Origin of the sequence: uncultured Bacteroides sp., from assembly GCF_949298305.1 — a bacterium.
In the GTDB taxonomy this organism is placed as follows: Bacteria; Bacteroidota; Bacteroidia; order Bacteroidales; family Bacteroidaceae; genus Bacteroides.
In genome coordinates this window covers 1-17,380 of record NZ_CASFWU010000026.1, presented here as the reverse complement: position 1 = coordinate 17,380, position 17,380 = coordinate 1, and the positions used below count along the sequence as shown (strand labels likewise).

At 50.3% G+C, this 17,380-nt stretch carries 21 protein-coding genes and 2 tRNA genes; 4 read left to right on the top strand and 19 right to left on the bottom strand.

The features are described from left to right. Positions 1-58 precede the first annotated feature (58 nt). Positions 59-880, bottom strand: a complete 822-nt coding sequence (locus Q1Y74_RS05215) for a hypothetical protein (protein WP_300812672.1) — start codon at positions 878-880, stop codon at positions 59-61. A gap of 221 nt (positions 881-1,101) precedes the next feature. Further along, entirely contained in the window at positions 1,102-1,935 is an 834-nt protein-coding gene (locus Q1Y74_RS05210; protein WP_300812671.1) for a S1-like domain-containing RNA-binding protein, read from the bottom strand. Positions 1,936-2,082: 147 nt separating this feature from the next. On the opposite strand from Q1Y74_RS05210, the gene Q1Y74_RS05205 reads away from it, so the two are divergent. Beyond that, positions 2,083-3,084 (top strand): malate dehydrogenase, encoded by a 1,002-nt coding sequence (locus tag Q1Y74_RS05205; RefSeq protein WP_300812670.1) that lies wholly within the window; start codon positions 2,083-2,085, stop codon positions 3,082-3,084. Here the strand turns inward: Q1Y74_RS05205 and Q1Y74_RS05200 are convergent. Then, entirely contained in the window at positions 3,065-3,313 is a 249-nt protein-coding gene (locus tag Q1Y74_RS05200; protein ID WP_300812668.1) for a hypothetical protein, read from the bottom strand. The genes Q1Y74_RS05205 and Q1Y74_RS05200 overlap by 20 nt on opposite strands. Here Q1Y74_RS05200 and Q1Y74_RS05195 point away from each other — a divergent pair. From Q1Y74_RS05195 to Q1Y74_RS05185, 3 genes are all read left to right on the top strand, one after another. After that, positions 3,306-3,378, top strand: a tRNA-Phe gene (locus Q1Y74_RS05195). The genes Q1Y74_RS05200 and Q1Y74_RS05195 overlap by 8 nt on opposite strands. Before the next feature lie 20 nt (positions 3,379-3,398). Beyond that, positions 3,399-3,471, top strand: a tRNA-Pro gene (locus tag Q1Y74_RS05190). A 126-nt stretch (positions 3,472-3,597) separates the two neighbouring features. After that, on the top strand, positions 3,598-4,752 hold the full coding sequence (locus tag Q1Y74_RS05185) for a site-specific integrase (RefSeq protein ID WP_300812667.1): 1,155 nt from the start codon (positions 3,598-3,600) through the stop codon (positions 4,750-4,752). 37 nt (positions 4,753-4,789) lie between these two features. Here Q1Y74_RS05185 and Q1Y74_RS05180 read toward each other — a convergent pair whose 3' ends face one another. The 16 genes from Q1Y74_RS05180 to Q1Y74_RS05105 form a co-directional block, all read right to left on the bottom strand. Next, the gene (locus Q1Y74_RS05180; protein WP_300812666.1) at positions 4,790-5,254 is read right to left on the bottom strand and encodes a hypothetical protein; all 465 of its coding nucleotides are present in this window, start codon (positions 5,252-5,254) and stop codon (positions 4,790-4,792) included. Further along, positions 5,241-5,465 carry a helix-turn-helix transcriptional regulator gene (locus Q1Y74_RS05175; protein WP_300812665.1) on the bottom strand — a complete coding sequence of 75 codons (225 nt, stop codon included), beginning with the start codon at positions 5,463-5,465 and terminating at the stop codon, positions 5,241-5,243. Before Q1Y74_RS05175 ends, Q1Y74_RS05180 begins: the two co-directional genes overlap by 14 nt. Before the next feature lie 8 nt (positions 5,466-5,473). Further along, entirely contained in the window at positions 5,474-5,986 is a 513-nt protein-coding gene (locus Q1Y74_RS05170) for a hypothetical protein (protein WP_300812664.1), read from the bottom strand. A gap of 248 nt (positions 5,987-6,234) precedes the next feature. Then, positions 6,235-6,657 (bottom strand): hypothetical protein, encoded by a 423-nt coding sequence (locus Q1Y74_RS05165; protein ID WP_300812663.1) that lies wholly within the window; start codon positions 6,655-6,657, stop codon positions 6,235-6,237. 11 nt (positions 6,658-6,668) lie between these two features. After that, complete coding sequence (locus tag Q1Y74_RS05160) at positions 6,669-7,292, bottom strand: hypothetical protein (protein WP_300812662.1); 624 nt, start codon at positions 7,290-7,292, stop codon at positions 6,669-6,671. Positions 7,293-7,770: 478 nt separating this feature from the next. Next, positions 7,771-8,106, bottom strand: a complete 336-nt coding sequence (locus Q1Y74_RS05155; RefSeq protein WP_300812661.1) for a hypothetical protein — start codon at positions 8,104-8,106, stop codon at positions 7,771-7,773. A 95-nt stretch (positions 8,107-8,201) separates the two neighbouring features. Continuing rightward, positions 8,202-8,774 carry an N-acetylmuramoyl-L-alanine amidase gene (locus Q1Y74_RS05150; RefSeq protein ID WP_300812660.1) on the bottom strand — a complete coding sequence of 191 codons (573 nt, stop codon included), beginning with the start codon at positions 8,772-8,774 and terminating at the stop codon, positions 8,202-8,204. Between the two features lie 79 nt (positions 8,775-8,853). Then, positions 8,854-9,204: a hypothetical protein gene (locus tag Q1Y74_RS05145; protein ID WP_300812659.1), complete on the bottom strand. Its 351-nt coding sequence runs from the start codon at positions 9,202-9,204 to the stop codon at positions 8,854-8,856. A gap of 158 nt (positions 9,205-9,362) precedes the next feature. Beyond that, on the bottom strand, positions 9,363-10,529 hold the full coding sequence (locus tag Q1Y74_RS05140; RefSeq protein ID WP_300812658.1) for a site-specific integrase: 1,167 nt from the start codon (positions 10,527-10,529) through the stop codon (positions 9,363-9,365). 336 nt (positions 10,530-10,865) lie between these two features. Then, on the bottom strand, positions 10,866-11,114 hold the full coding sequence (locus tag Q1Y74_RS05135; RefSeq protein ID WP_300812657.1) for a pyocin knob domain-containing protein: 249 nt from the start codon (positions 11,112-11,114) through the stop codon (positions 10,866-10,868). A 359-nt stretch (positions 11,115-11,473) separates the two neighbouring features. Further along, positions 11,474-11,911 (bottom strand): pyocin knob domain-containing protein, encoded by a 438-nt coding sequence (locus Q1Y74_RS05130; protein ID WP_300812656.1) that lies wholly within the window; start codon positions 11,909-11,911, stop codon positions 11,474-11,476. Positions 11,912-11,938: 27 nt separating this feature from the next. Further along, positions 11,939-13,123, bottom strand: a complete 1,185-nt coding sequence (locus Q1Y74_RS05125) for a hypothetical protein (protein WP_300812655.1) — start codon at positions 13,121-13,123, stop codon at positions 11,939-11,941. Between the two features lie 16 nt (positions 13,124-13,139). Next, on the bottom strand, positions 13,140-14,210 hold the full coding sequence (locus tag Q1Y74_RS05120) for a hypothetical protein (protein ID WP_300812654.1): 1,071 nt from the start codon (positions 14,208-14,210) through the stop codon (positions 13,140-13,142). Continuing rightward, positions 14,200-14,505: a hypothetical protein gene (locus Q1Y74_RS05115; protein ID WP_300812652.1), complete on the bottom strand. Its 306-nt coding sequence runs from the start codon at positions 14,503-14,505 to the stop codon at positions 14,200-14,202. Before Q1Y74_RS05115 ends, Q1Y74_RS05120 begins: the two co-directional genes overlap by 11 nt. Positions 14,506-14,521: 16 nt before the next feature. After that, a complete protein-coding gene (locus Q1Y74_RS05110) occupies positions 14,522-15,715 on the bottom strand; it encodes a hypothetical protein (protein WP_300812651.1) in 1,194 nt (397 codons plus the stop codon). Between the two features lie 6 nt (positions 15,716-15,721). Beyond that, complete coding sequence (locus Q1Y74_RS05105) at positions 15,722-17,215, bottom strand: hypothetical protein (protein WP_300812650.1); 1,494 nt, start codon at positions 17,213-17,215, stop codon at positions 15,722-15,724. Positions 17,216-17,380 lie beyond the last annotated feature (165 nt).

Here is a 17,380-nt window from a genome sequence, read left to right as displayed (position 1 = left end):
CTGCATCTCGGGCTGGACGACGGAAGATGAAGGCTGCGCCCTCTGCCGCTTCGGAACATCACTTCCGGTCATCGCCCCTCATGGGACGTTTCCTTTCGGGAGCTTTCCGGTCGTCGGTCCTGCGTTCAGTATCGGAAGCACCGCGCACGGCTCCCTGTCCGCGACGTCCGGGCGTTTTCTCGGCCTTACCGCGGGAAGGACGTTCGGGTCCGCGCTGGGCGGGTCTGTCTCCTCGGCCGGCATCGGGCCGGGCAGCCGGACGTGAAGGCCTGGCGGGCGACGGTCTGCCTGCAGCAGGCCGTACGGGACCGAAGTCCGACTGACGCGCACTGCGGTAATGGCGGGGATCGCGGATGCGGTAAAGTCCCTCGTAATGCGGGTGATCATAGCGCCCCCGATAGAAACTGGGACGGTCGGGAGCCGGACGTGCATGAGCTCCACGGTAAGCCCGACATACGGCCGGCAGAGGAAAATAGAAGTGACTGTGATTGGAATAAGTGATATAGACGCGGAACTGCCAGCGGCCGTCCGATACGTAGAGCGGACGATAGAAGTAAAGAGTGCGCAGGAAACGCGTGTACTGGCGGCTGTCCAACACCCAGCGCAAATCGTCGTTACGCAAATCCAGACGGTCATAATAACGGTCCAACGCCCAGGCTTCACCGCGTACGACCGCATCCATCACAGAATTGACTCCGAAAAGAAAGTCATAGTTAATTTCGTAGACATCATTATACTGCGCCGTGCTCAGATTCAGTTCGTAGGCCATCTTGTCCGTCAGGAAACGGACTTCCGTACGCATCTGGCCGTTGCTCATGGCCGCACGACAGGCCACATTGCCCAACAGGAGGAGGATTCCTATCCATAATAAACGTTTCATACGCTGTTCTCTCTTTTAGTTTTTCATTAATATTGTGGATACAAAAATAGGGAAGGAAAAACACCTTCCCCACAGGTTGTCTCTATTTCCGGGTAGGGAAAACCCTATATTGAGCGACGACATGAGCGGTGAGTGGTGAGTGGTTGGTAGCCATTCGGCAGGTTGGTCAGTGCTTATCGCTCACCGCTTACCGTTCACCGCTTACCACTAACCATTATCCGCTAACTCAGCCTTATCCCGTCCTCGGCAAGCACAACGAGACGCTTCTTGTAAAGGTCGCCCACAGCCTTCTTGAAAACCTTCTTGCTGACTCCGAATATGGCATAGATTTCATCGGCGGGGGTTTTGTCATTCAGCGGTGTACGTCCTCCGTTTGCACGGATATGCTCCAGCAAGGTCGTGGCGAAGTCTTCCACGCCGGCATGTCCGGGCTTCTGGAGGGTAAGGTCAATCTTGCCGTCGTCGCGCACCTGCTTCACATAAGCCTTCAAAGCCATGCCCGCATGGAGAGGCCGATAGATTTCGCTCTCGTAGAGCAGTCCGGCATAAGCATGGGCAATGATGGCCTTGAAACCGAGGTCGGTTTTCTGCCATACCAGAATGTCTACCTCTTGCCCCGGTGTATAGGGCGCCTTCTCCTTGGAAAGATAGCGTTCTACCTTGGCAGAGGCCACAATGCGGAAACTCTCTTCGTCCAGATGAACATGTACCAGATACTTCTTGCCCACCTGCATCTTCATCTTCTGCTCGCTGAAAGGGACAAACAGGTCCTTCATCAGCCCCCAATTAAGGAAAGCGCCATACTGGTTGACCCAGGCCACCTCGAGAAAGGCAAACTGCCCCACCTGCGCCAAGGGGGTAAGCGTGGTGGCCACCAGCCGCTCCTCGTTGTCCAGATAGATAAACACTTTCAGCACATCACCCGGGCAACATCCCTCGGGCACATAGCGGGCAGGCAAAAGGATTTCACCCTCTTCGCCACCATCCAGGTACAGACCGAAATCCACCCTCTTCACTACTTCCAGTGTGTTGAATTTCCCTAATTCGATACTCATAAACCTTCCTCCATTTAACGTTTCTTGCGGCAAAGATAATAGAAATAACTTTTCATTCTAAATTATAACCTCTTTCTATGAACAAGTCTGAGAGGAAAGAGTTATCTTTGTGACATGATTACTCACCTTTAAATAAATAATGAGCTTATGGAATTTCTGACAAACGAGAAACTGACCATCGTCGGCGCAGCCGGCATGATCGGATCAAACATGGCACAAACCGCCATCATGATGCGTCTCACCCCCAACATCTGTCTGTACGATCCCTATGCACCGGGATTGGAGGGCGTAGCCGAGGAAATGTTTCACTGCGGCTTCGAGGGCTTGAACCTCACCTTCACTTCCGACATCAAGGAAGCGCTGACGGGTGCCAAGTACGTGGTATCGTCAGGTGGTGCAGCCCGCAAGGCCGGCATGACCCGCGAAGACCTGCTGAAGGGTAATGCAGCCATCGCCGAAGAGTTCGGTAAGAACGTGAAGGCATACTGCCCCGACGTAAAGCACGTGGTTGTCATCTTCAACCCCGCCGACATCACAGGCCTCATCACTTTACTCTATTCAGGTTTGAAGCCCTCTCAGGTAACGACTCTGGCCGCTCTGGACAGTACCCGTCTGCGCAGCGAACTGGCCAAGCACTTCAACATGGCTCCGGACAAGATTGAGAACTGCCGTACATACGGTGGACACGGCGAACAGATGGCCGTTTACGCCTCAACAGCCAAAGTAGACGGAAAACCGTTGCTGGACATCATCGGCACACCCGAGCTGACTAAAGAACAATGGGCCGAAATCCAGACGAAAGTAACTAAAGGCGGTGCCAACATCATCGCTTTGCGTGGCCGCTCTTCCTTCCAGAGCCCGGCATACGTGTCCATCGAAATGATTGCAGCCGCTATGGGTGGCAAACCGTTCCGTTGGCCCGCAGGCACATACGTACACAGCCACGGCTTCGACCACATCATGATGGCCATGGAAACTGAAATCACAAAGGACGGCGTACATTACAAAGAGCTGAAAGGTACTCCCGAAGAAGAGGCCAAGTTGCAGGAAAGCTACAAGCACCTCTGCACTCTGCGTGACGAAGTCATCGGCATGGGCGTACTGCCTCCCATCAGCGAATGGCACAGCATCAACCCCAACATTGACTGACACCCTCGTGCCAAGCAAATGCTGAAACGCTGATTGGCGCAGACGGATGCAGCTGTTCTCCACTCAATTCTTCATCGACGTGGTAGAACCAGTTGCGACAGTCTGCACCAATCGGCGTTTTTTTTAATAATAAGTCCTCTTTTCGCATATTTTTCCCATAAAAGTTTGGAGCATCAAAAAAAATGCTTACCTTTGCACCCGCAATCGAAAGATAAGCATTTGGTGTCATAGCTCAGTTGGTAGAGCAAAGGACTGAAAATCCTTGTGTCCCCGGTTCGATTCCTGGTGACACCACTTTCTTTTAATAAAGGTAGCGGAATGTAGCGCAGTTGGTAGCGCACTACGTTCGGGACGTAGGGGTCGGGCGTTCGAGTCGCCTCATTCCGACTAAAAAGTGAATAAGCCGCTAATAATTAGCGGCTTATCTCATTTTAAAGGCTTTAGCCGGGACGAAATCGGGACGCAAAAAATAACGTATTTGTTTTTTCCTTCGGGCGAAAACAAATAAAAAAAATGTCTTCACTCAACGAAATCAAATCTTATACCCCTCCAGTTCTTCACACTGGCAAAGAATGGTACATCGACTTTTATTCGTTTTGCCCAGATACCGGGAAAATGAAAAGAAAGAAATTCAAGCTGAACCATATTGAGTCTATCACAGCTCGAAGGAAATACGCCAAGGACTTTATGAATCGACTATCGGAGAAACTATCTATAGGCTGGAACCCATGGATTGAAGCAGAAAGTGGTTCTGCATATACTCTGTTCAAAGAAGTGGCAGACCGCTATCGCGTATTCATGGCCAAGATGTTGCGCGATGGCAGGTATCGACCTGAGACACTGAAGTCCTACACCTCTTATCTTCGTAACTTAGAATTATTCAATCAGGAAAAGAAAGTTCCTATTACTTATATATACCAATTTGATAAAGATTTCTGTGTGCAGCTGCTTGATGAGATTTATGTCGGCCGCGATAATACTGCTTTCACAAGGGATAATTATCTTGGATTCTTAAAATCATTCAGCAGCTTTTGTTTGAGCCACAATTACCTCACCAAGAACCCGACTGAAGGAATAAGCAGCCTTGGACGTAAGGGAAAGAAAAAAATTCGCTGCGTTGTGGAACCAGATAAGCTGCAAAAGATAAATATATACCTTCGGGAACACAATCCATATATGTTGCTTGCAAGCTATATTCTATATTATTGTTTTATTCGGCCGGCAGAAATGGTACGGCTCAAACTGGACAATATCAGTTTGCAAAAACAGACGATTTTTGTACAAGACACCATATCAAAGAACAGGAAGGATGGAACTATCACCTTACCTGCAAAGGTTATACATTTGATGATTGACCTTGATATATTCAGTAACCCAGGTGATTATTACCTTTTCTCAGATGGCATGCGACCGGGACGCAAGGAAAGAACAGAGAAAATGTTTCGTGACTACTGGAGTAGCCATGTTCGAAAAGACCTGAAGCTGTCGGAAAAATATAAGTTCTATTCGCTAAAAGATACAGGTATCACCAACATGCTACGACATTATGATGTGTTGAGTGTTCGTGATCAGGCCAGGCATAGCAGTATCTTGATGACGGACATATACACGCCGCACGATATACAGGAAGCGAATGATTTGATAAAAAACTATTCTGGCGAATTTTAATAAGAAGGGCGACCAATCGGTCGCCCTCATGCTAATATCATTCCAGAAGTTTCAGTCTAATAGCCTCCAGCATCTTCAGACTTGTCTCAACTGTTCTGCGCTCGTTATAATCTACGCCGGCTTCTTGCAGATTATTCCTATTACCATCTATCAGTAGCCCCAAGAACTTGACGCACTCCAGTGTACTGGGTTCATCCGAATGGATGGGCGTTCGCTTATTATCAGCATAATAATCGCACGCCTTTTTCATCAACGTGCGCATGGCCGATGGTGATGGGTTCTTGCCAGTGATGCGCTTTATCTCCATTCGCATCTTATACCCACGATTTTCATGCCCTATGCGGATGGTGTCGGCCACAGTATCGGGCTGATCAGCGCCAATGATGTCGACTCTTGCAATAAATCCGCTTTCCTGGTCAGTGCAGACCACGAAATCAGCATCGCCCTGATTATGCCAGTGGGCAGTGTCGATTATAAATAAGGGTATCTCACGCTTCGCCATCTTCTACCTCCTTCTCTATGATTCTAATATCAGCACCTAGTGCATCGCAGACCTTCTGCAAGATGTCTATACTCACGTTGTATCTACCATTTTCAATCTTGCTTATATTGACGTATGTCACACCACACATATCAGCAAGTTGCCGGGTTGTTAGCCCCTGTTTGTTTCTAAGGGCAGCGAGTTGCTGCCCTATGTATTCTCTATGTGTCATATATGTAATTAGATAAGACCTATAACGGTCGTTTTCGTGTCAAAGCTGTGGCACATGGTGTATCTTTTCACAGTGTCATAGTATTCACCTTGGCAGGTCAGAACCATCTCATCGTCTTCGAGATCTTCAATAGCGTCATATATTTTTTTCTTTTTCTCCAAGAAATCTTCAACGCTATCAAAGTCGTCAAATTCACCTATCATGCCCTGAACCTCATTTTCGTAAAAGCCTTCATAATCTGATGCCGTGAATGATCTGTAATCATCACCATATTCTTCAGCAGACACCTCGATAGCTGAATAAGCCCGATTATTGGTGCGGTAATAGAGCTGCCATCCATCACGTTTTGTGAAAGTCTCAATGCTAAGTCCGTATTCACCGGCAATGCGTTCAGCTTCTTCGAAGCTATCAAATCCGATCAAGGCTTTTTTTAGAGATTGAGGGTAGCCACTTATGGCAGAGGTAGTATCAACTACTTGAAGGTTCTCAATTTCGGCGATTGTATAAAAGTCAGTTGTCATATCTTTGTTGCAGAATTTATAGCGTTGCCCCCGCTTTTAAAAGGTTTATCTCTTATTTCGATGTTGCAAAGATAAGCATATTTTTCAATGTTAGCAAATATACTAACGGCTATTTTTAGATTTATGTTGTATAACATGATTTGATTATACTAATTAAGAAAATCCTATCTTTGCAGCAGTTCTTTGAGCCGTCCGGCTTATTGGAATTGTTTGACACCGAGGCGGGGCGCAATGCTCCGCCTCTTTTGTCAGAATTGCGACCAGCTATTAATGTCGATTTCGTGGCAATGCTCCCAGTATTCTTCTACTCTGTTGATGATTGCCTCGATGTTCGCACCCCGAAGCGTCCTAACCTTCTCAAGGAATGTTGCAAGGTCAATCTGGTGCAGTCCTGCCTTCCCCTCGAACCGCTCTGCATCCTCGCAGGATGCAATGAACACACCCACATTCGCACGAAGTGCGGAATCCATCAGGGTTCCGTTGAAGGCATCCGCAATGAATATCCATTCCTGCTGCGTGAACAGGCCCTTCACTTCACCGAGCGACACCAGCCGGATGCGATCCAGGTTGTTCAGTTCGTTGATGACCGTCTGGGTGAAGTTATCACCCTTTTTATTCAGCCGCTCTACCAGTTCTTCAGGCAAGCGGAGTGATACTGCTTTTGCTGCCATATTCTTTATTATTATACGGTTGTTTCTTCTTCGTGCATTTCTCGGCGGAACAGGTCCGCCTTGGCAAAACTCTCTATCTGTTCCCCCTTGCACATGTCGTAGGTTATGAAGGTCCGGAACAGGATGATGTCATGCTCTGTGTACAATCGAACGCCTAATGCTGCACCTTCGGTAGTCGAACCGTACACGTTGGTCTTCTCCTTATCACCGATGACTTCCTTCTCGACATTGAACCCGTATGCCGGGTTCATCTTGAAGTAGCGATGAATAAGTTCTATTCCTGTCAGATTCACACCGGCACGCAATGCGAAACGCTGGAAAAAGTGAGGCGTGAATATGATGTACTGGGGCTGGCCTTGTATAGTTGACCACATGATAGCGTAGCGGCCATGGCCGACGTCGAAGGTCGATACCAGTGTTATCAGGCAGTTGTCTCCGACATACTTCTTCGACTTCGCTTCGATGAGAATCATCCAGTCATTCCCTCGTTTGCTTTTAACAAACGAGTGGAGGTAGACCGGGAACAGCACGGACTTCTTGATTATCCGGTCTGCCTTCTTCTGCTTTGCGTCGCTCACCCCGATTATTTGGGGCAAGTCAGCGGTGAACTCTTTTACGAGTTCATCCGCTGTCATGGTGGCTGTGTACATGATTAAAGCATTTGTAGGTCAATTTGTTGACCTCTCAGCATTTCTCTTACTTCATCGTAAGAACTTACTTCAGGCCTGTAATATAAGTTCTCAAATGCAGGATATTTGTCTATCATTAATTGATAACCCATATACCGAGATATAAGGTTCAAATATCCAACTCGTTTCCCGAATACCCGAACTTCTATTGTGGTTTCAGTTCTAACGTTATTGGTATACTTTACCCTTTTGAATGTCACGTCCTTTTTGCAAATCTTTTTCATAATGTTCATTTTTTAGTTTGACTTATTAGTTATTGTTTGACTCTGCAAAGATAGTGTATTTTTGTTGTATTACAAAAGAAATACGATAAAAATACACTGCGAATAGAATATTTAACATTTGGATATAAAAATCCCCGACCACCTTCCGACAGCCGGGGAAACTTGTCAACGACAAGTAAAACTTCTACGCCGCTAAGGTACTACTTTTTCCTCGACCTGTACACAAGCCAGCCGACAATTATAAGGGCGAAGGCGATGATTATCCCGAACGCAAATCCGCCAAGCTCCAGCTTCATCTGCTGCCAGCGGGTGAGTTCCTTCTCCACCGGATAAGGCACGCGGATGCTGTCCGTGCGGCTCAGGTACAGCGTGTCATGGCGAAGTTTGTCCACAAACAGATACTTGTACTTCTCCACCCATACCGTATCGCCCTTGTCACGGATGTAGATGCTGTCGCGCCGGTAGATGCTGTCGCGCCGCACCTGGTTGATGTAGATGCTGTCCGTGCGGACAGTCTCGACTGGAACATACTTCACGCTCCGACATGACCATATTGCTGACGTCAGCAAAATGATGCACAACCATTTTCGTGAACTCACGAAAATGTTCCTGAAAGTATTCACTCCCCGTATCATAGCCCCAAGTATTCGCAAATACCTTGTACATGCAATCCCACAATCGCCTTCTTCCCCTCCTCGGACAGCAGATAGTCCACATCCTCCCTGTTGTCCTGGAACAGGTTTTCCGTCAGTACCGCCGGGCACTTCGTGTGCTTCAGGATGTAGAGATGCCCCTCCTTGTCCGGGTCGCCGTCCGTCTCGTCCTTGCGCAGCCTGAAGCCGGCCCGTCCGGCAGCTTCATACAGGCAGGTAGCCAGCTTGTCGGCCTTCGTCTTACCAACAGACGTCCATGCCTCCCATCCGCGGGCCGACATCCATGCCGAGCCGTTTCCGGCCGCGTTGCAGTGGATGGAGACCAGAATGGCCTCACTGGCCTTGTACTCATTCACACGCTTGCACCGCTCGGCCAGCGGCACATCTACCTCTTCCCGTACGATGCGCTCTGCATCGAGGCCACGCTTGCGCAATTCGTTCACAAGGCGTTCCGCTATCTCACGGGTATAGGCGTACTCAAGCAGCCTTCCGTCGGGAGAACGTTTCCCGGCTGTGTTGCTTCCGTGGCCATTGTCTATTAAGATTTTCATAATTCAATATTTATTTCTATTTTTGCGTAGTTTTTTATACTTATATAGGGGGGGCGTCGTGAGATGCGCTCTCCTATTTTCAATAGTCGCTTGGCGGCTCCCGGTCTCCGCAACCACGCCTCAGGCACTTCTTCATATCCGCCTCCTTGAGTTGCAGTTCGAGTTCGTGATTCTTGTATACAAGATCCAGTTTCTCGCTTTCCAGCTTGCGGACTTCTCCGTATAGTGCATCCACCTTCGCGTCGCGTTGTGCAAGCCGCTTCTCCAGCCAGTCTACCTGCTGCCGTTCCGTCTCGTACTCGGCGGCATCCGCAGAGGCATCCTCCTTGCGCTGTTCGTACTTACGATTTAGCACCCATTTGACGAGTTGTTTTGCACCTTCAATTCCTCCGAGAGCGGTGATCAGAATGACCCAATCGTTCAATTCCATGTCTATATTCATTTTGGGCAAAAATATACCGGTATAATACACAATAAAAGGACACGGCCGCAATCGGCTGACAAGCCATGTCAGCGGGTAGATTGTGGGTATATTTTTATAGGATATACCAGGAATGTACCGATTTCCGGATGCGGAAAGAAAAAGACCTACAATCGCTTGCGCTTGCGGATGCCCTTCAGGTCGCGGACGATGGTGTCGGACAGCACCTCTGAATATATCTGCGTCGTCTTGACCGACGTATGCCCCAGCACCTTCTGCACCGTGGTGATGGCGACGCCCTGGTGAACAAGCAGCGTCGCGCAGGTGTGCCGGGCGGTGTGGTAGGTGAAGTGTTTCTTCACACCGGCTAACTTGCCGACATCGGCCAGCAGCTTGTTGGTTTCGCAGTTCGACGGGATAGCGGCCAACTCCTCGACGGACGGATAGCGGTCGATGACCTCAAGGGCCTTGCCGTCGAAGAGCAGGGCGAGCGGCAGCTTGATTTCAATGTCTGTTTTCTGCATCTTCAGGCACAGCCAGCGTGTGCGGTTAATCGGTACGACGTTCACTGTCGACAATGCGCAGAAATCGGAGTACCGCAGGCCGGTATAGCAGCAGAACAGGAAAGCATCGAGCACGTGGCGGTGGCGTTCATCAGCGGGCTGCACCGTCTCCAGCCGACGCAGTTCGTCGGGGGTAAGGAACTCGTGCCTGCCCTTCTCCTGCCGGATCTTGAACTTACGGAACGGGTAGGCGTCGGCGGGCATGTATCCGTCGTTGATGGCCTCGTTGATGAGGGTGCGCAGTTGGCGGAGGTGCTTGGCCACGGTGTTCACTCCCTTTCCCTGCTCCCGCAGCCAAGCCTCGAAGTCCTTCAGGAATGTATAGGTCAGGTCTGCAAAGTCCAAGCCGGGCCGGAACTGCTCCAGCTGGGTGACGGTGGACAGCAAGTTTTCCTTGGTGTTCGGCCGCTTGTCGGAGGCGGCTATGGCCGACCGGGCGAATGCCGGGAAGGTGATGGTTGCCGGTGCCTTCTTCTTCACGGCATCCCGCAGCAGGGCCAGCGTCGGCTGGATGCCGCGCTTCCAGAACCCCAGCTCGATGGCCTGCAGGTGGATGACGAACTCGAAGAGCATCGCATTGAGTTCGATGGCCTGCGGGTGGTTGATGACTTGCGCCGTTGACTTTTCCCAGTTCTCCGGCCGGAGGTAGATGTTGGTGGTGAGGTAGATGTTGCGCTGGTTCAGCTTCGCTTCCACTTGTACAAGGGCGGTGCCCTGTTGGTTCAGATGGTTCTTTCGGTTGTATACAAGTCTGTATCGTATCTTCTGCATAGTTGTTAGTTTGCGGCAAAGTTAGGAAATGGTGAGGAATGGGGATGCTGGTTGTCACCCTGGGAGGACTGGCCAGAAATTCTATATTTGGAAGATTTGGGTTTCAAGACGGAATAGATGCTGATTCATTGACAGAATCAGGAATCTATTACTTAAGAGCTAACACAATTAACGCTCTTGATTGGTCTTATTTAATTGTATTCAAAATGCAAGAAGGCTATCTTGTTCAGATAAATATCAATATTAATATGGAGAATCTCAAACTAAGGACTTGTTCAGATTCATCGTGGAGAGTGTGGAAAAAGTTATTATTGGAGTAGGAGGCTTCTCAGCCTCCTATTGATAAGGAATAAATCTCCAGCTTCCCCATTTATCATCATATCTAATGCGGGTGTATTCGCCAAAATTACCTGAATAATTCGCATGCGGTGTATATCGCTGTGCTATAAAATTACCACCTCCGAATACTTCCAATACACCATGCGTGTAAGCTTTATCAGGATAATTTGTAGTAATGTTTGATACTGATGAATAATATCCGACTTCTAATATATTATTCATATCACCTGCTATGCCTCTATACATATACGGGTATAGCTTTAGGCTGCTTAGTAGTCCTCCCAGCCGTCCAACCAGGCTTACATTATGTCTTGTATTCTGCCTGGCTGGGAGAACTCATGTCCAGTCAGAAGCTCTTTCCTTTCATGTATAGAGGAACTGTTTCGGACTTTAATTCCGCAACAGAACCAGGTTACTATAATGTGTCAGGAACATCAGATATACCTCACCAGCCAGATGGTGCATACAGATATGGTACGTTATTAGTATATGGAAATGATTTTATAACACAAATATACATATCAGACTCATACAACATTTTGTATATCCGAGATTTTTACGTGACGTGGCGTTCTTGGAAGAAGTATTCTCCAACAACATAATAGTTATAACGGAGACCAGTTCGTCCAATTTGAGTTGTAATAATCGTTCCTCAACCTATATGTTATTTTCGTATTATTGTTACGAGGAAAAGCTATCTGAACAATAAAATATGATGAATCACCAAGACATAATACAGTTCCGTAATTTTCAACGTTTGGACTATTCAGAATGCTATTCTGGTTTCCATATATTATCCAAACACCAAAACCAGCCTTATTAAAGTCATCAAAATTTGCAATTCCACGATACAATAATGCCTGAGTAAACATTTTACTTTCCATGCCAAGCAGTTCTCCCAGAACTGACGCCATGTCGGCTTTTGACATCTGCTGGATGCTCCCGTCGGCCATTACTGCGAGGAAGGTTTTCACGTTGTTGATGTTCACTGTTGGCACTTGCGGGAACTCAGCAAGAGCCGATTGCAATGTTTCTTTTTCCATAATTATTTGTTTTAAATATTTTTGATTTTACTCCGGTGAAAAATCTCTATCTGCCACCCATTCATATCCACCGTTTTTTTCCATGGATTGAATGGTAGCGTTACCTGACTTGCCTTCTGCGTCGATTGTGGTCGATAATGCATATTCCTGACTGTCCTTATTCAACGCCCAGATTCCATCTGCGCACTTAATCGGATGAGTGGCTCCTGAACGCGTAAGCAATGCCCATCGGAAACTGATAGTGATGCCCGGGTATGCAGAAGCAGAAGGCAGAACGACATAGAAGACTTCACCTAATCCGCTTGAGATATCCAAGAATGTTCCCCGCTTCAAGTCTATGTTGTAATCGTCGCCGTCAATCAATCCTGCATCAATACCCTCGGCATGTATGTCTCTCCAGATGAAGCGGCCCATCGTTCTTCTGTACATCTCACCCATTTCGTCCCAGTAGATGTTGCCTGCTGCCAGATGTCCGGCACCTGTCAGGAAGTTGAAGAGGATGTTGGGCGTGAAGGCGTCGGTACCGAATTGCCGGTAGTCGCTTGCCTGGTTCCAGTTCGCGTCACGTCCGTACTGCGACATCATGTACTCGTCCTTGAACACAGCCTTGCCAAGCAGGGCGAACTCGAACAGCAGTATCTGTCCGGCCAGCAGCGTGTTGTATGGATAGACTGACCACAGCTTCGATGTCGGGTTGTTCTGAATCCACGTTTTCGGGTCGGTGGTGGTGTTGCCAGGTACGCGGCTTGTCCACATATAGAGCACGTCCCCCTGCTTGAGGTACTCGCCGTTCTTGTATGTCAGACTTGTGCTCCACTCTTCGGAACGAGGATAAGGCACAGGATTGTCCGCCAATATATTCAGCTGCACGGAACCAACTGCCTTTGTGCGGGCAGCATCGTCGTAGGCCGATACGGTGATGCGGTTGGCCGTGGCGTACTTATCTGACGTCAGGGTGTAGGTGTACTCGCTGACCTTGGATGTCGACTTGTAGGTGTAGAGCACCTCGACGGACGTGCCAGCCACGCTCTCCACCTGCAAGGTGAGGTAGACGGGATAGGCCGTCTTGTCGCTGCCCTCGCCGCTCCAGCTGCGGATGACGAGGGGCGACTTCTGCACATTGTTGGCGTCCACCGACACGGCGGTCGGGTTGGCCTCCAGCCATTGCCGGTAACTTTCGGCGGTCAGGTAGAAAGTGTTTGTAACAACCATATCTTCTCCTTTCCATTTACGCAGTTCCGCTGACAGAGCCTGACAGACCCATTTTAGCGCGTACCATATCTTCATAAGTCACCTGGCAATTGGCAGCGTTGAACGTTGCACCGCTTTTACCGGTCAGGGTAAAGGCGGCACCTTCATTATCCTTAATCGAGAAAGCCCAACTGGTGATAAGGCTTGCATTCTCCTCTCCTGTGCTTCGCTTGACAGCCACGGGTGTGATGGTGGCCGTCTCGCCCTTGCGGACACGGGTGCCGGTGATGCCCGTTATCTTGAAATTAAGATAATACGGGTCGGAGAAGTCGGTCACCTCGTCGTAGCCGCTTGCCACCTTCGAGCCGTCCAGCATCACGTCGCATCGCAGCTTCAGCACGTTGTCCACGTCGCTGGTGCTAACGACCTGTGTACGGGCAGTGCCCCAGTTGGTATCTCCAGTACCCAACATCTTGACCCACTGGAACGTGAATCCGCTGTAGTCTGTCACCTCCACGCCATCCTTGAAGATGCGGGCGGTCTCGGTCAGGCTCTCACCTGTGGCGGTGAACTGGCTGCCCTTGGTGTTGGTGATGACAACGTCGTACTGATTTCCTGTAGACTCCTGAATCACCACTTCTTTGCTTAACTCGGAGAAGGGTATCGAGCTTCCGCCCACTTCGACGGTACCAGACACGCTGATACGGTCATTGTCGTACCCGCTTACGGGTACCAGGTTCTTCATCACCCGCAGGGCAGGCAGCTGATAGGTGGAGCCGCCCACATTGGCAGAATAGTTGTCTATCTTCTTGAAATATCCAACCAAGGTGCTGTTGGTCGACAGGCCGTCGCTGCCAAATGTCAGCAGCAGGTCGTTGTAACGGAACTCGATGGTCTGCGGCACAATGACACTGCCGTCCGTACTGTCACGCAGGATGACGACCACCGTGGGGCGGTTGTTCTCGGCCAGGGTTTCAAAGTCGGGCACGAATTGCGAGGTACCTTTGTTATATCGCTGCACCAAGGGTGTGCCATCCACACGCAGCGTACCATTGATGGTGGTACCGTCCAGTGTGGCGGTCAATGAGAATACGCTTTCAACTTTCATTGTCTGTTCCTCCTTCTTCTACTTGGTCAGTGGTTTCTTCTTGCGGTGGCATCACGCTGAATCCTTCGTCTACAGCCACCTCTTCTTCGGTCGGCTGTTGCTCAGCCTGTTGCTCACGCTGCTGACGAATGAGAGCCTTGAGCGACTCTTCGTCGAGCACCTCGGGCGTGAAATTGCTCAATACCTTCAGGGCACTGACAGGCAGTATCACCCGTCCGTCGGGTATGCGCTCAGCATACTGGTAGGGATATCCCTGCGCATCGAGGTCTTCTGATTTTACTAACAGATAGTTCATACTGTGATATTTTGAGTTATACGAATTTCGGATTAATAATCAGCTTGCCGGCTGTGTCCGTCAGATACTTGCCGCTGCTGTCTGTCACGCACTGGAAGCGGTCATAGAGCGACACTTCGGCATAGCAGTAGACCGGGTAGTTGACATCGAGGCCGAAATCAGCCGGCGTGAAGCTGACCGTGCGGCCGAGCCCCAGGTATTGGGCGGTGCTGCCTGACTTGCCCGAGCGGAGATACCAGCTGATGCGGAACAGGCCGTACTTGCCTTCGGCCAGGGCGGTGTTGTTGTAGCTCAGCCTACATTCAAAGCCTGCCACTGTCTTCAGCGTGGCAGCCACCTTGATGCCCCGTGTCTGCACGATGTCAACCCGCATCGTGGCAGGCATCTCCACCTTGTAAGCGGTGGTCGCCTGCAATTCGTCGGAAGTGGGTGCCGATGGCTTGCTACCTGTATAGTAAGCAGCCCGGCAACGGAACACGGCATTCTTCAGCAGACGGGCATCGAATGTGAGTGTCTTGGACTGGTTCCCACTGACATGCGCTTCCAGTTCGTCGGCTGTGAAGTCGCGGAAGTTGCTGTCACCCTCGAATACATTCTTGACCTGCCACCAGTAGGCGGCGTTGGCATCGGCCACCGCCTCATGGCCGCTGTACAGCTGGGCGACGATGCTTTGCGCCCAAGGCTCCGTGTAGTCAGGCTGCTCCAGCGGGTTGAGCGACCAGCCCTTGCCGCGATTCAGCTTCAGACTATAGTTCGTGGACTCGAACAGCGTAGTCCGGAAGGGTATGCTCCGTTCCACCTTGACCTGCGTATTCCGACGTTTGTCTGTGAACGAGAAGACGGCAAACAGCTCAATCGGGTGGTCATAGTCGATGTTCTTGGTCACGGTGAGCGAGTAAGCAGGCTTGCCGCTGGCCGATATGGTATATCCGGCTGTGCCTGTACTGATGCGGTTGCTGCCGTCAGCCTTGGGCGCGCCTTCGTACCACTCCGCACCTGTTATCACCTGTTCGCCAGCCATCACCCCCTCCGGGTCGCTGACCGACACGACGGGCATCAGTACGCAAGGCACCAGCGAACGGTCAGGCTCATACTGGTCGGTGTCCTTGTTGTAGTTCTGCACCGGGTTACCGGCCAACACCTCGATGTCAGCATTAAAGCTGTATCCGTCTATGATGACGGGGATATCATGGGGATTGCTCTTTATCATAGTCTCTTACATTCTAAATCCTACATAGTTTTCTATTGTTTCAGTACCACTGCCCACGGGTATCGTTACCCGGCAGATGAACTTTACTGTATCGTATTCATACCCGAAGCTCATACCTACTCCGTGCTCGTCGGAGTTGTCGATGTGTATCACGTTCCGCTTGCCGTCCACGTAGACAGGCTGCCAGCTGTTGTCCGACGGTGTGTTGCCACTGTCACGCAGCCACTCCACCTCTGTGCCTGCCGATGCCAACAGTAATTCGGTGATGTCCCGGTTGCCGTATTGTACCCAGGCGGTGATGTCCAGATTTACCCGGCCACGTTTGGCGGTACCCGGAGCGACGAACTGCACGGTATAGTTCTTGTCCCCCTCCAGCAGCACCCAGCCGGGCGAGTTCCACTGAGGCTCCAGCTGCGTCTTGTCAACCAGGCATCCCCATTTGCAGCCATAGTGGTACACCGTGTGCTGCTCCAGCAGGGTGTAGGTCGTTCCGGCCTCCGTCAGCCGCTCATGCTGCACATTGCGGTAGGGCTGCTCGCCCTGTGCCACCTCCAGCGACCACTCACCTCGGTCTACCTTGTTGGGCACCACGTCGCCGTTGTAGTCGAATTGGTAGAATCGCTCGGCGATGATGGTCTGCGCCACGATGCCCACGTTGTCCGTCGTCACCGGAAGCTGCTCCAGAGCCTTCAGGTTGGGCAGTTTGCCAATGGTCAACGCATAGTTGTAATCCTCCAGAATGGGCTTGTACACATTCTGAAGGAACATGATTCGCCCCTCGCGGCTGGAGAGCAGCCAGCTCTGCGCCCGCTCGTTGACAGCCCCTTCGTCCGGCATCACAGCGTTGCCCCTGCGGGTGACGTTGTACCCGGCCACAGGTGGATAGTTCTTTCCGCCCGGCACCTCACTGTCTGGATAGAGCACCACGGTCAGCGTGTTGTCGTTGGTGTTGGTATTAATCACACGCATCCAGCTTGAGTAATAATCCTTCCCCCCTGTCAGCAGGTTGTTGATGATGGACAGCAGGATGTCGTTCTCGGACAGCGACGTAAAGTCAAACTCTGTCCGCCTCTCCATCCATAGCTTGTACGTATTCTCTTCTACGGACTCCACCTTTTCGATGTGTCCAACGTCGGAGAACGAATAGTCACCGGCCATCGCCTGAATCTCGTTGATAAGAAGACGCATGACTACCAATGCGTCACGGACTTCGAGGCGAGAGAGCTGTGCACGACCGTCGGGGAACAGGCCGATACCCTTGCCGGCAATAAGTGAGTCGATGAATTCGCCGACATTGAGCTGGTGTGGGGTGGTGTCCGGCTGGTCTTTGCGAATAAAATACTGCGCAAGTTCCTCGATGTCAATTTTGCCAATCAATGCCAGTACTTCCTCGAAGTTCGCTTTAATGCGCTCGAAGTTTCGCTGCCATTTCAGCCTGACATCTCTACCGGTGTCATTCGCTCCATTCCAAGGTACTATATTCTCAAATTCATTATCCATCACTTCAGCTCAAGTTCTTCATTGTTAAATGTTAGCAGGAGAGGTTGCCAGCAGCTTCCATTCTCCAGCGTGTCAAGGTTGATGTAGTTCAGCATGTAGTCGCTGAACCGGTTGTGCTCCTTACGGCTCTGCTTGCGCAGGCGAGCGTGTCGAACCTGCACAATC